We start from the raw sequence: 14,072 nt of genomic DNA on the forward strand, positions 1-14,072 counted from the left end.
CGCCACGCGCTCCATCGCGCCCCGGCCCCTTGGCCGGGGCGCGCGTCGTCGGCGCGCCCCCTGACAAGAAGGATGATTCCAGTATAATGGGGGGCGGTCCCTGTTGCCCCACGCGCGAGCCTTCGTCCACCGGCCGACCTCGCGCGATCGCCAAAGGAGCGCCTCCGTTGTCGAATCCCCAGACCCCTTCCCCGGTCGTGCGCAGGCTCGATCGGGCCTTCGAGGGGGCCGCTTGGCTCATCCTCGGCCTCACCCCGGTCCTGATCAACGTCTACAACGTGGACGCGTACCGCACGGTCCAGGCCACCTTCGCCTCGATCCTGATCGCCGTTGCCCTGTGCTTCTGGGCCGTCGCGCGCTGCCTCGGCCGGAGCTGGGCCGAGGTGGGCAAGGTACCCATGCTCTACCCCATCGCCTTCCTGGGGCTCTGGACGCTCTTGACCGTGCCGCGCTCGCCGGCGCCCCCCCTGGGCCTCGCGAGCTGGTGGAACCTGGTCGCCTACCTGGGCTTCTGGATCGCCCTGAGCGACGTCACCGCCCGCGAGCCAAAGCTGCGCTGGCGGCTGATGGTGCCGATCCTGTTCGGCTTCGTCGCCAACAGCGTGATCGGCCTGATGCAGTACCAGCACGTGGACTTCATGGCCCTGAGCCGGGGCCTGCCCCAGGCGCCCTGGATCCTCAACTACTTCGCGGGCCTCGACGCTCCTGCCCGGCTGGGCTCGGCCGCGGGGATGCTCGGCAACCAGAACGTGCTCGGCGGCTACCTGGTCGCCGCCATCCCCCTCCTCTTTCTGGCGGGCTCGGCCCTGTTGGCCAAGCGCGAGCGCGTGGTGCTCGCGGTCGCGCTGGTGGCCTCGGGCCTCGTCGGCAGCGCCAGCCTGGTGGCGACCCAGACCCGCGGCGCCTGGGTGGGCCTCGCCATCGGCCTCTGCTGGGCCGCGGTCGCGGTCCTCGCGCACTACGGCTCGGCGATTCGCCGCCTGAGCGCCAAGACCTGGATCGCCGTGGCCCTGGGGCTCGCGGTGGCGCTCGGCGGCCTGGCCGCCGGCGGCAAGACCATCGGCCTGGACCGGGCGATCGCCAAGCTCCAGACCGCGGGCACCGACAACACCTCGCAGCAGCGCATCAACGCCTGGCATGTGGCCAGGACCATGGCCGACGAGCGGCCGGTGGTGGGGCACGGCCTCGGGACCTACAAGATCCTCTACTTCAAGTACCTGGTGAAGACCTTCAACGGCCAGCCCATCCCCTCGTCCATGCACCACCGCTACGTCCAGGCCCACAACGACTTCATCCAGATGGCGGGCGAGACCGGCTACCTGGGACTGATCCTGGGGCTCGTCGTCCTCTTCGGCTTCGCCGGCGGCGGCACCTGGTGGATGATCAGGCACCCCGCAATCGCGCTTAGCGAGCGCATGCTGGTGCTGGGCGGCATCACCGGGGCGATCGCCATGGCGGGCTCGGGCATCTTCGGCTTCCCCTTCCACATCGCCTCGTCGTCGGCCCTGGCCGTGGGCGTGGCGGGGCTCGCGGGCGGCGTCTGGACCCGGCAGCGGCGCGAGGGGGCTGCCAGCTCGCAGGCCCCGGCCGCGTACAGCCCGGCCCAGCTCGCGGTCTACACCTACGCCCTGCCGATCGCGATCGCCTTCGTCACCTTCGCCGTGTGCTGGAGCGTCTGGAACCCCTACCAGGCGGACAAGTTCACCAAGCAGGGGCAGGAGCTCTACAAGGCGGGCCGGGTCCCCGAGGCCCAGGCGGTCCTCGACCAGGCCATCCGGCTGGATCCCGAGCGCGGTGACGCGCGCCTGCTCATGGGGCTGATCTACGCGGTCTACGGCCGCTTCGACCAGAGCGAGAAGGAGCTGCTCGCCGCCCAGCGCAGCTACGACGACGTGACCCTTCACTACTACCTGGGGCGGGTGTACGAGAGCGTGAACCGCCTCGACGCGGCCCGCACCGAGTACCAGAACGCCCTTCACTACTTCCCGGCGGGGCTGGACATCACCAAGGCCGTCAGCGAGCGCCTCGCGGTCCTGGACCAGGCCACCAAGGGCACCCCGGTTCCCGCCGGCGCCAAGAAGTAAGAGCGGCCAAGCGGGCGATTCCGGGATCACGCCCCCGGCGTGACGACCGTTCTCGCCCGACAGGGCCGCATGCCCGATACTGCTCCCATCGGATGGAACCCTTCACCCGACCCCGCCGGCCGCACACCGGCGGGGTTCCTTTTTTCAGTCCCTCAGGGCCTCGAGCACCAGGGCGTGGCAGCGGTTGTCGACGAGCATCAGGGAATGGAGGGCGACCGGCACCGTCAGGTTGCGCGCGCCCTGAAGCTCCGAGCTGTTGGCCGGCACGATCATCAGATCGAGCGGGGTCCAGACGCTCGTCACCCGCACCTGCCTCGCGGTCTGGTGCCAGTCACGGTTGAGATCCGCCAGGAAGGCGCTGCCCCGGCGCAGCTCGCTGGCTCCCTGGTTCCAGCGAACGTAGCCCATCAGGGTCCCCGCGTGCGGGCTCGAGAGGGTGACGAAGCGCTGGACCTGCGAGGCGCCCCCCAGGCGCTGGAGGTAGTAGCGGCTCACGATCCCCCCCAGGCTGAAGGCGACCAGGTCCACCCGGCTGGCCCCGGTCGTCGCGCGCATGCGCGCGACCTTGTCGCCCACCTGCTCGGCGAGCAGAGCGAGGCTCGCATCCCCGTTGTTCGGCACCATGTCGATCGTCTCGACGTGCCAGCCCGCCGCCCTGAGCTTGGGGGCGAGCGCGTCGAACACGCGGCCCGTGTCGTCGATGCCGTGCACCAGGAGCACGGGGTTGGGACTTGGCGGCAGATCGGCGACCATGGCGCCCTCCTTCATCGCCCCCATCGTAGCACCCGGCTCAGGACCGGGTGCGGTCGAGGGTGCGGTACTGGATGGCCTCGGCCACGTGCGGCGAGCGCACGTCCTCGCTCCCGGCGAGATCGGCGATGGTGCGCGCCACCTTGAGGATCCGGTCGAAGGAGCGAGCGGAGAGCCCCAGGCGCGCGATCGCCTGCTTCAACAGCTCGCCGCCCTCCGCGTCCAGGGCGCAGTGGTGACGCACCTGGCGCGAGGTCATCCGGGCGTTGCAGTGGATCCCCGCGAGCCCCTCGAAGCGCCGGCGCTGGCGCTCGCGGGCCGCCACCACCCGTTCGCGGATCGAGGCCGACGGCTCGCTCAGGGCCCCCTCCATCAGGTCCCCCTGGCTCAGGCGCGGCACCTCGATCTGGAGATCGATGCGATCGAGCAAGGGACCCGAGAGGCGCGTCCAGTAGTGCTCGGCCTGATGGAGCGAGCAGGTGCAGGGGTGGACGGGATCGCCGCGGTAGCCGCAGGGGCACGGGTTCAGGGCCGCCGCCAGGGTGAACTGGGCCGGGTAGGTGAGCGTCATCGAGGCCCTGGCGATCGTGACCACCCCGTCCTCGAGCGGCTGGCGCAGGACCTCGATCACGTCGCGCCGAAACTCGGGCAGCTCGTCGAGGAACAGGATGCCGTGGTGGGCCAGGCTGATCTCGCCGGGGCGCGGCACCGAGCTGCCGCCCACCAGGCCCGCCGGCGAGATGGAGTGGTGGGGCGAGCGGAAGGGGCGCGAGGTGATGAGCGGCTTGGTCGCGGGCAGGAGGCCCGCGACGCTGTAGAGCTTGGTCACTTCGAGGCTCTCGGTCACGTCGAGCGGCGGCAGAATGCTCGGCAGGCGCTTGGCCAGCATGGTCTTGCCCGAGCCGGGCGGACCCACGAGCATCACGTTGTGGCCGCCCGCCGCCGCGACCTCCAGGGCCCGCTTCGCGAAGGCCTGGCCCTTCACCTCCTCGAAATCGGGCAGCTCCGAGGCCCCGTGCGAGAAGAGGGCCCCGCGATCCAGGCGCGCGGCGCACATGGTGGCCTGGCCGTTGAGCCAGGCGGCGACCTGGGCGATCGAGGCGGCGCCGTAGACCGAAACGTCCTCGACCAGGGCCGCCTCGTGGGCGTTGGCCTCGGGCACGACCAGCGCCTCGCAGCCGGCGCGCGCGGCGGCCAGCGCGATGGGCAGGATCCCGCTGACCGGGCGCAGCAACCCGTCCAGGGAAAGCTCGCCGACAACGAGCAGGCGCGCCAGGCGCTCGGCGGGCACCTGGTCGGAGGCCGCGAGGATCCCCAAGGCGATGGGCAGGTCGAAGCTTGGGCCCGCCTTCTTGACGTCCGCCGGGGCGAGGTTGACCGTCAGGCGCAGGCCGGGAAAGGAGAAGCCCGAGTTCCGGATCGCGCTCTTGACCCGCTCGCGGCTCTCCTGGACCCCGGTGTCCCCGAGACCCACCACCGAGAAGCCGGGCAAGCCGTTGGCGATGTCGACCTCGACCTCCACCACGTAGGCGTCCACTCCGAGCACGGCCCCGCTGTGAACCTTCGCAAGCATCTCGCCCTCCTTGACCGACCAACTTGTTAACATTTTATGATAAATAAACTTAAATTTGCGTAACATCTTTCCCGCGACTGTTAAATTTTCTCTTGAACGGATGCTAGAATAAAAAGGATTGCTTCACAGCGCGCCACCGGAGAGATCTCGCCTTGAGCCAAAAGGGGGGCCTCGTGACCACGTCCGAGCTCGCGAACGTATCGAAAGAACGGCTGGTCGCCCCCAGTGCCCTGGCCTGGATCGTCTCGCACCACCCCACCCCCCCGGTGCCGGATCCGGGGCTCGCGCGTGCCGCCGCGCGCTTCGACGCCCAGGTGCTCGAGGCCGAGGGCCCGGCGACGCTGCTCTGCTTTTCCGCCGGGCAGGACGCCCCGCCCAGGCGAGCGGTGCTGCTCGCCGAGGCCCTGATGGCGAGCCCCGGACTCGGCCCCTACAGCGCCGCGCTCCACGTCTGCCCCGGCCTGGCCCGGCAGAGCGATCGCGCCCGCGCCCTGCTCTCGGCGCTCACCGCCCAGGCGCGCCCGGGCGAGATCGTCGCCTCCGAGGCGTTCCAGCGCATCGCCCATCCCGAGTGGCTGTTCGAGCCCTTGCCGGGAACGCTCGGCTTCAGGCTCTGCGCCGCGGCGCCGCGGCGCGCGCTCCCGTTCGTCGGGCGCACGAGCGAGCTTGCGCAGCTGCGCGCCTGCTGGCAGACCGCGCGCAAGGGCGGTCCTTTGCTGGTGAGCCTCCAGGGCGAGGCCGGGATCGGCAAGAGCCGCCTGCTCGCGGAGTTCCTCGAAGGCCTCGCCCCGGAGGACGCGATCGCGACCGCCCGCTGCCAGCCGGACGGCAGCACGCACCCCTACGGCATGCTCTGCTCGCTCGTCGGCGGCTGGCTCTCGACCCACCCGGACCTTTTCGAGCAGCTGGGCGAGGCGGGCCGGGACCTCGAGTACCTGCTGGGCCTGCGGGAGGCGGGCTCCTCGCTCCAGCCCAAGCACCTCCAGTACCGGGCCTTCTCGACCCTCAACGGCTGGCTCCTGGCACAGGCGCACCGCCGAGCGCTCGTGCTGACCCTCGAGGACCTGCACTGGAGCGACGAGGCCTCCTTGCAGTGGCTGGACAGCCTCATCGCGGAGATCGCCTTCGGAGGCAAGCGCGCTCCGCTCATGCTCCTCGGGACCGAGCGCACCGGCGAGGTCCACCAGCGCTACGGCGGCATGGGCATCGGCGAGGTCGCGATCGCCCTGCGGCCGCTCGCAGCCGGCGAGGCCATGGAGCTGGTGGCCGCCCTTCGCCCCGAGGCCGATGCCGAGACCCGCTCGGGGCTCTGCCGGCGCGGCGGGGGCAATCCCCTCTACCTTCAAGCGTTCGCCCAGGCCAGCGAGCTCGCTCCCCTCGCGCCGCGCGAGGTGCCCGACAACCTGCGCTGGCACCTCGCCCGGCGCCTGGATCGCCTGAGCGCCATCGAGCGGCGGGTGCTGGAGACCGTTGCGATCGCCGGGCCCGTCGCCGAGCACGACCGGCTGGCCCAGGTCCTGCCGCCCCTCGATCTCAAGTACGGCCTCGGCGGGCTCAAGCAGGCGCAGATCCTGGAGGTCCCGGCCCGCTCGCCCTCGTCGATCGGCTTTTGCCACCACCTTCTTTACGAGACCGCCTACGACGCCATCCCCCCCGAGCGCCGGCAGGCCCAGCACGCCCAGCACGCCGAGCGCCTCGAGCGCGCCGGCGCACCGCTCGGCGAGGTCGCCTCGCACCTGCTGCGCAGCGACCGGCCGAGCCTTGCCCGCCCCCTGCTGCGCAGGGCAGCCGACCAGGCTCGCAAGCGCCACGCGCTGGCCGAGGCCCAGCAGCTGCTCGAGCAGGCCCTCATGCTCGCGACCGAGGAGGCCGACGCCCACCCCCTGCGCCTCTCGCTCGCCGAGGTGCTGAGCGCCCGCGGCGAGCTGAAGCGAGCCTGCGAGCACCTGTGCGCCCTCCAGGGACGGCTCGCGGGCGAGTCGCGCCTCCAGCACGCCCTGCTGGCGAGCACCGCCTACGAGCGCCAGGGCGAGTACGGCCTCGCCACGGCCTACCTGCACGAGGGACGAGCGGCCCTCTCCCCGGTCGATCGGCGGGGGCATGCCAGCCTCGTCCTGGCCGAGGCCCAGCTCGCCCTGCGCCAGGGCGCCTTCGAGCGCTGCCGGAAGCTCGCGCAGGAGGCCCTCGCACACCTGTCGGACTCGCCGAGCCACGATCGCGCCCTGGCCTACAGCCTGTGGGGCATCGCCACCTACCGGCTCGAGGGGCCGGCATGCGCCCTGCCCCTCTACCAGGAGGCGCTCGCCATGCGCGAGCGCCTGGGGGCCGAGGCCGCCGTCGCGGGCAGCCTGAGCAACCTGGGCGCCGCCTACTACGAGCTGGGCCGCTGGGACGAGGCCCTCGCCTCCTTCGAGGGGGCGCTCTCCACCTTCGAGCGGCTCGGCGAGCGCCTGCACGAGAGCTTCGTCCTCAACAACTCCGCCCACCTCCTGCTCAACCGGGGGGAGCTCGAGGAGGCCGAGCGCCGCTACCGCCGCGCGCTCGCCCTCAAGCGCCAGATGAACGAGCAGCCGGGCATCGCCGTCGCCCTCTCCAACCTGGGCAACACCCTCTCGCGCCGGGGCTCCCACGCCGAGGCTCGCGCCTGCCTCGAAGAGGCGATCGCGCGCCTGGAGCGGGTCGGCGAGGGGGAGACCCTGTGCGAGGTCTACCAGATCTACGGCATGGTCGCGCTGGAAGCGGGCGACGACCGGCGCGCCCGCAAGCTCCTCACCCGCGTCCGCGACCTGAGCCGGCATCACCGGCGCGAGGCGCCGCTCGCCATCGCGCTGAGGGGCTGCTCGACGCTCGCCCGGCGCGAAGAGCGGCACGACGACGCGCTCGCGCTCGCCGGCGAGTCGGTCGCGCTCAACGAGCGCCTCGGCAATCCCCTGGAGCTCGGACGCAGCCTGGTGACGTGGGGCGAGGCCCTCGCGGCCAAGGGCTCGCGCGCGCAGGCACAGGACGCCTTCGAGCGGGCGCGCGCCCTGCTCGCCCCGCTCGGCGCCCTGCCGGACCTGAAGGCGCTCGAGGCCCTGCCGGGTTGATCTGAAAGCCGCCCGAGTGATATGTTTATCACATAAGAATTGACATTCTTCTGGCGTTGCATCGTTCGTAAGCAATACGTGAAGCAGGAGCCCTCTCATTCGCCAGCGTCTACGCGTCCAACTCGAGCGCCTGTCGCCCCTCGCGCTGTGGGGCGGCGTCGCGCTGGGCGCCTGGCTGCTGGCGTGGGGCGAGCAGCACCACCCGGCGCTGGCGACGGCCGCGGCGGGCCTGCTCGGGCTCGGGCTCACCGGCCGGGGGGGCGGCGGCGCCGACGAGAGGCCGCCGGCCATGGCAAGCGACCTGGAGCAGGGCGATCTCGCAGAGCTGTTCGGGGCGCTCGCGAGCGAGTTCTCCGCGAGCGGCGCGCTCTACGCCTACTTCGACGAGGAGCAGGCCCTCAAGGCCGTCGTCTCGCTGCCGGGGCAGGACGATTTCGCGCCGGTGCTTCGCCTCTCGGGCGATCCCATCACCCGCGTGCTCCTCGACGGCAAGCCCCGGGCCTTCACCCTGTACGAGGACGCCACGGCCCTCGACCAGCCGACCTTGAACGGGCGCTCGACGCTCGCCTATCCCCTCTGCCTGCGCGGCGTCCCGGTCGGGCTCGCGCTCTTCGTCTCGCGCCGGACCGAGCTCGGCGAGGGCGACATCGCGCGAGTCGGCGCCTGGAGCCCGCACCTGGCCCGCGCCCTGGAGAGCGCCATCCTGGCCGAGCGTCTCACGGCGAGCCGCCGCGAGAACGAGGCCCTGCTCGCCATCTCCCGGCTCGCCCAGTCGCCCTCGAGCGGCGCGGGGCTCTTCGCTAACGCCGTCACCCACATCCGCCACCTCACGGGCGCCCAGCACGCCGCGATCGCCCTTCGCCCCAGGCCCCAAGCCGCCTGCCTCGCCCTCGAGGCGCTCGCCACCGACGGCGACCAGGCCGTGCGACAGGCCTTCGAGCAGGGGGCCTGGGACCCGCGCGAGTGGCCTCACCTTCTCGCCTCGCTCACCCTGGGCTCGCGCGCGATGCTGCTCGCGGTCCAGGACCTGGCGCTCACGCCGGCCGAGGCGAGCTGGCTCGACGCCGTCTCCCCGGTCTCCCACGTGCTGGGGGTGGCCTTCGGCGACGAGGGGGCCCCCGAGGGGATCCTGATGCTCTGCTGGCCCGACGACGAGCCGCTGCGCTTCTACGAGACCCGGCTTGCGCTTGCGCTCTCGGATCAGCTGGCCATGATCGCCGCCAACCGTCGATTGAGCGACGAGAGGCAGGCGCACATGGCCGCCGAGCAGGCCTCCTTGGCACGCGCCGACCACGCGACTCCAGGGGCAGGCTCCGGCCCCGCGCCGCTCGGACAGACCCTCAAGGCCCTGATCCAGGAGGTGCGCCCGACCTTCATGGCAGCCGGCCTCACCCTGCGCGCGGATCTCGCCACCGAGGCCCACGTCTTGCTCGACGCCTCGAGCCTCCGCGAGGTGGCAGGCGCCCTGCTCGACAACGCCAGGCGCTTCTCGCGCCCCGGCGCCCGGGTCCGGCTCTGGCTCGCGCAGGACGACGCCTGGGCCACCCTCTACGTGGCGGACGACGGCTGCGGCATCCCCGACGCGCACCAGCCCCGCATCGGCGAGGCGGGCTTCCAGGTCGACCCTTCCAAGGGCGGCTCGGGGACGGGCCTCGCTTCGGCCAAGCGCCTCGTCACGACCGCGGGGGGCACCCTCGGCTTCACCTCGCGCGAGGGCGCGGGCAGCACGTTCTACGTGAGCCTTCCGGTCGCGGACCCGAGAGGGGGCCCCGGTAACGCCTGATTGTCTGCCGTGCGGCGGTTGGCTTAGACTAGAGGCGAGGCGCCCAGCCCCAGAGGTGCGATGAGACACGTCCCCCGCTCACGAATCCAAGCGTTCCTCCTCGCCGGCGCGGTGGCCCTGTCGGGCTGCGCGATCGGGGTGCCCACCGACCCCACGCGCCTGCTGCCCGGGGCGCAGGACGGCGTCTCCCAGACCATCCCCCTGATCGAGGGGCGCGTGCTCGATGCTGCCGGGCGGCCGGTGCCGGATGCCGCCGTGCGCGCCTACGCCCCTGCCTACCGGCTCGACGCCCCAGCCTCCTCCGGCCCGGTTGCGGCGGTCAGCGCCCGCACCGACGCCGACGGGCGCTTCGTGCTGAGCGCGCCGCCCGTCGGCAGCGTGGCCGTCGAAGCCTCGGCCCCTTCCGGCCTCAAGGCCCTCAGGCTCGGCGTGAGGGTCGCCCAGGGCGAGCGCGTCCCCCTCGGGACCCTCACCCTCAAGCCCACCGGCCGGATCCACGGCATGGTCGACACCCTCGAGAGCGCCTCCATGCTCGGCACCGAGGTGTTCATCCCCGGCACCGACAAGGTCGCCCGCACCGACGAGCGCGGGGCCTTCACCCTCCAGGACGTGCCCGAGGGCACCTACGCCCTCGCCGCCATGCGTCCCCCTTACGCCCCGAGCGTGGTCGAGGGGATCGTCGTGCGGCCGGAGGAGACGACCGAGACCTCGCTCACCCTCAGGCTGGATGCCCCCAGGCTCGAGACCCTCAGCGCCGCGAGCGGCGGGCCCGGCACGCGCCTCACGCTGCGCGGCGCGAACTTCGGCGCCACCAAGCACACGGTCCTCCAGGTCTACTTCAACAACACCCTCGCGACCACCATCGAGCGCCTGAGCGACACCGAGATCGAGGTCGTGGTCCCCGATCGGGCCGCAAGCGGCGGAGTGGTGGTGGTCTCGGGCGGGGTGGCGAGCAACTCGCAACCCTTCAGCGTCATCAGCCGGATCGCCGTGATCCCGCGCCTGGTCGGCCTCTATCCCGGCGACGTGCAGCAGTTCACGGCCGTGGCCTACGACGAGCGCGGGCAGGCGATCGCCTCGCCGGCGCTCGAGTGGACCTCGAGCTACGCCGGAGCGGGGGTGCTCAGCTCCACGGGGCGCTTCGAGGCCTCCGGGGAAGGCGCCACCCGCCTCCAGGTCACCAGCGGCACGGTCACCGACGGCACCTACCTGACGACGAGCCGCTACGAGCTCACGACCTTCGCGGGCAACGGCACCCTGAGCAGCTTCGGCGACGGCCTGAGCGCGCTGTCGGGTAGCTTCAGCTCGCCCTTCGGCCTCGCGGCCTCGCCGGACGGCGCGACCCTCTACGTCAGCGAGGCCGACGGCGGCGAGCGAGTCCGCAGCATCCTGCCGAATGGCCTGCTTGGCACCTACGCGGGGGGCGGCTCGCTCACCGACGACGGCCAGCCTCTGCTCTCGGCCAAGTTCTCGGAGCCCCGGGACCTCGCGGTCGATGGCGCAGGGGGGCTTGCGATCGCGGACCCCATCGCCCACCGCATCCGCTACGTCTCGCCCGTGACCCAGCAGCGCTTCGGGATCGCCATGCAGGCCAACCGGATCTACACCCTCGCGGGGACCGGCACCATCGGCACGCCGCAGGAGGGCGCCATGGGTCACCAGAGCGCCATCACCGCGCCCGCGGGCCTCGCCTTCGACCAGAGCGGTGCGCTTTATTTCGGCAGCGGGACCCTCAACCGCGTCTATCGCCTGGACCAGACGGGCCTGGTGAGCTCCATCGCCGGCAACGGCGGCAGCACCCCGAGCAGCTGGACGGAACTCTCTGCGCAGACCTCGATCGGCGCGGTGCTTGCGCTTGCCCTCGATGCGGCGGGAAACCTCGCCATCGGTGGAAAAGGCCGCTGCTACTTCGCCTGCCGATCACCAGGCACCTACTTCGGGCTGGCGATGGCGAGCGGATCGCTCTATCCCTTGCTCGCAACCAACAGCCTCGCCGACGGCCCCGACCAGGCCGAACTCGCCAAGACTCGGGTCGCCGACGTCAGAGGCCTCGCCTTCGACCCGAAGGGCCGGCTGTGGATCGCAGACAGCAACCACGTGCTGCGCCGCCTCGATCCGAGCGGAGGCTGCGTCTCGGTCGCGGGGGCGCGCCTGGAGAGCAGCGGAGTCGGGACACCGCAAAGCGGCGTGAACGCTGGTGCAGTCGCCCTCAGCCGACCAAGCGCGATCCTTCCGCTATCAGGCGATCGCATCCTCTTCGTGGACGGCGGACACAACCGGATCGTCCGGCTCAGTCCCCGCTAAGCCAGCGCGTTCTATTCTAAGAAAAAGCATCCTGCCCCGGTGCCAGGCAAGATGCTTGAATTCGGCTGCGGAGAAAGCCCGATTCGACTCGAGCGCGCGAAACTATGAGACGACGATGGCCCCCTGGCAGCAATTCGCCTGCGCCGAAAGGACCCGGAGATCCGTCGTCGGAGTCTGGATGACGACCGCCTTGCCTTCGTCGCCTTCCGCAAAGACGGAAGGGCAACCATTGACGCCGTTGCCGTAGCAGACCCCCTGACCCGTGCACTTGCTCGAAATGACTTGAACGTTCATCGCTGAAACCTCCATCCCTGGCGCACTTGGGCTATCCGATCATGTTCTACCCCAATGGTCGCTTGCTTTATCGGGCTACGGAGCGACGCAAAGAAGGCAATGACCTCATTATCCCAAAGCATAGAAACACTATTACCAATCATGAAGAATGCCAGCATCTATGCCTTGCCAGCTTGCTCGCATTTGGTTAATGTCAAAAAGTACGAAGGAAAGCACCCGGGTTGCTGACAGCTACACCGCCCGCCGGACAGGCCTCTCGCCGACCAGAGCAGCGAAAGTCCCCCACCACAACGAGGCCACGCGTGAATCCACACCGCCTTTTTGCTACGATTTGTTTCGCCTCGCTGGTAGCCGGGTGCCTCCCCCTCTCGACCCTGTCTCCCGGCACCGCCCCCTCGGATGACTCGCGCCCCCGCGGCACCGCGGTCGTAAGCGTCAGATGGCCGGCCCCGCCGACCATCCAGGCCATGCCCGCGGCAACGATCCGGCTGAGCCTCACCCTCCTGGACGCCGCGGGCGGCGTCGTGGCAAATCGCGTGCTCCAGGCAGGCCAGGCGACGGCCTCGTTCGAGCTTCCGACCGGCAGCGGCTACCTGCTGACCGTCCAGGCGGACGCGGCCGCCTTCGCGCGAGTCGCCGTCGGCACCAGCGATCGCTTCTCCGTCGCGCGCAACCGCGTCACCGATCTTGGCGTCGAGCTGTCCCCGACGATCCAGCGGTTCGCAGGGCCCGTCGAGGGGGCGGAAGCCAGCGACGCGGCCCGCGCGGCCTCGCTCGCCTTACCCAACGCCATCGCCCTCGACGGCGAGACGGTGCTGGTGGTGGACGAAGAGAGCGACACGATCAGGCGCCTGGATGCATCGGGACGGAATCAGCCGCTCTTCGCAGCGAACGGCGAACCCGCGGATGCCGAGGCCCCGGCGCTCCAGACCAAGCTCACCGCTCCGTTCGGCGTCCATGCCGACGCCTCGGGCAACATCTGGTTCGCGCACAACACGAGCCAGCTCTGCTTCGTCCCCAAGCAGAGCGGCACCTTCTACGGTCGCGATCGCGAGGCCGGCCACGTCTATCCCATCCTCGCGGGCAACGGCACCGACCCGTCCCTGAGCCTGGGCGACAGCATGACCCTGGAGTCGAGCGGCAGCCTCCTCGTCACGAGCCGCTCCGAGGGGAAGATCTACCGACTCTCCTCCCCTGCCGCCTCGACCGCCAGCCTCGCGCTCGTCGTGGGCGGCGGGGCCTCCTTCCCCGCCACCGACAGCATCGGCACCAACGTGGTGCCCGACCCGCTCTCGCTCTCGCTCAACACGACCTTCCTCGGCATGGCGACCGACGCGAACGACAACATGGCGATCGCTGACTCCGGAAGACGCAAGATCTTCCTGGTATGCCGCAAGAGCGGCCCGCTGTTCGGCCAGCAGATGGAGGCGGGCCAGGTCTACCTCCTGCGCCAATGGGCGACCGGCGGCCCCAAGCCCAGGCAGGTGGCCTTCGATCGCGACGGGCACCTGTACTTCACCGTCAACAGCGATCACACCGTGCGCAGGATCGACCGGGCGACCAGGGCCGAGACCATCGTGGCCGGACAGGCGGGGGTGTTCACCTCTTCCGGGACCCTCGGCAACGACGCCCCCGCCCGCCAGGCGACGCTCAACACCCCCATGGGGCTCGTCATATCGCCCGGCAACCGCCTGCTCATCGCAGACAAGCTGAACCACCAGATCCGCCTGATTCACCTGTAGGAACACTCATGGCCACTCCTCGAAACCTTCTGCCCGGCGCCCTCCTCTGCACCCTGAGCCTGCTTGCGGGCTGCGACATGCTGGGCCCGAGAGCCCCGGGCGATACCCAGAGCGCCCCCCTCGCGCTCGAAGCGCTGGCGCTCAGCCCGCAGAGCTTGACCCTGAGCCTGCCGGGCGAGGGCGAGGGCCAGGACCTGTTCGCGGCGCGCCAGCGCCTCGCGGTGGTTCTCACCCCGCAGGACGCGACGGCGAGCCTCGCGTGGGCCTCAAGTCACCCGGAAATCGCCTCGGTGGACGGCACGGGCCTCGTGACGGCCGCGGGCACCGGCACCACCGAGGTGAGCGTCCGCATCGACGCGGAGCGCTTCGCCACCGCGTCGGTCACGGTGCTGGATCGCGGGCAGGCGAACGTCACCCTGCATTGACCAAACGACGATGAATTGCCTCCTCATTGGA

9 protein-coding genes are annotated in these 14,072 nt (G+C 71.0%); 6 read left to right on the plus strand and 3 right to left on the minus strand.

All coding sequences use genetic code 11. The features are described from left to right. The first annotated feature begins 167 nt into the window (after positions 1 to 167). Positions 168 to 2,084, plus strand: a complete 1,917-nt coding sequence (locus V6D00_12085) for an O-antigen ligase family protein (GenBank protein HEY9899914.1) — start codon at positions 168 to 170, stop codon at positions 2,082 to 2,084. Between the two features lie 144 nt (positions 2,085 to 2,228). On the opposite strand, the gene V6D00_12090 is transcribed toward V6D00_12085, so the two are convergent. After that, positions 2,229 to 2,837 (minus strand): triacylglycerol lipase, encoded by a 609-nt coding sequence (locus V6D00_12090; GenBank protein ID HEY9899915.1) that lies wholly within the window; start codon positions 2,835 to 2,837, stop codon positions 2,229 to 2,231. Positions 2,838 to 2,874: 37 nt separating this feature from the next. Continuing rightward, entirely contained in the window at positions 2,875 to 4,407 is a 1,533-nt protein-coding gene (locus V6D00_12095; GenBank protein HEY9899916.1) for a YifB family Mg chelatase-like AAA ATPase, read from the minus strand. A gap of 173 nt (positions 4,408 to 4,580) precedes the next feature. Between V6D00_12095 and V6D00_12100 the strand changes: the two genes are divergently transcribed. From V6D00_12100 to V6D00_12110, 3 genes are all read left to right on the plus strand, one after another. Further along, on the plus strand, positions 4,581 to 7,493 hold the full coding sequence (locus tag V6D00_12100) for a tetratricopeptide repeat protein (GenBank protein ID HEY9899917.1): 2,913 nt from the start codon (positions 4,581 to 4,583) through the stop codon (positions 7,491 to 7,493). A gap of 289 nt (positions 7,494 to 7,782) precedes the next feature. Further along, positions 7,783 to 9,276 (plus strand): HAMP domain-containing sensor histidine kinase, encoded by a 1,494-nt coding sequence (locus V6D00_12105; protein HEY9899918.1) that lies wholly within the window; start codon positions 7,783 to 7,785, stop codon positions 9,274 to 9,276. A 60-nt stretch (positions 9,277 to 9,336) separates the two neighbouring features. After that, complete coding sequence (locus V6D00_12110) at positions 9,337 to 11,580, plus strand: carboxypeptidase regulatory-like domain-containing protein (protein ID HEY9899919.1); 2,244 nt, start codon at positions 9,337 to 9,339, stop codon at positions 11,578 to 11,580. Between the two features lie 102 nt (positions 11,581 to 11,682). Here the strand turns inward: V6D00_12110 and V6D00_12115 are convergent, their stop codons facing one another. Beyond that, positions 11,683 to 11,874 (minus strand): hypothetical protein, encoded by a 192-nt coding sequence (locus V6D00_12115; protein ID HEY9899920.1) that lies wholly within the window; start codon positions 11,872 to 11,874, stop codon positions 11,683 to 11,685. A gap of 467 nt (positions 11,875 to 12,341) precedes the next feature. Here V6D00_12115 and V6D00_12120 point away from each other — a divergent pair, with 467 nt between their 5' ends. Beyond that, complete coding sequence (locus V6D00_12120) at positions 12,342 to 13,616, plus strand: hypothetical protein (GenBank protein HEY9899921.1); 1,275 nt, start codon at positions 12,342 to 12,344, stop codon at positions 13,614 to 13,616. Positions 13,617 to 13,624: 8 nt separating this feature from the next. Then, positions 13,625 to 14,041: an Ig-like domain-containing protein gene (locus tag V6D00_12125; protein HEY9899922.1), complete on the plus strand. Its 417-nt coding sequence runs from the start codon at positions 13,625 to 13,627 to the stop codon at positions 14,039 to 14,041. Positions 14,042 to 14,072 lie beyond the last annotated feature (31 nt).

This window comes from Pantanalinema sp., from assembly GCA_036704125.1.
In the GTDB taxonomy this organism is placed as follows: domain Bacteria; phylum Cyanobacteriota; class Sericytochromatia; order S15B-MN24; family UBA4093; genus JAGIBK01.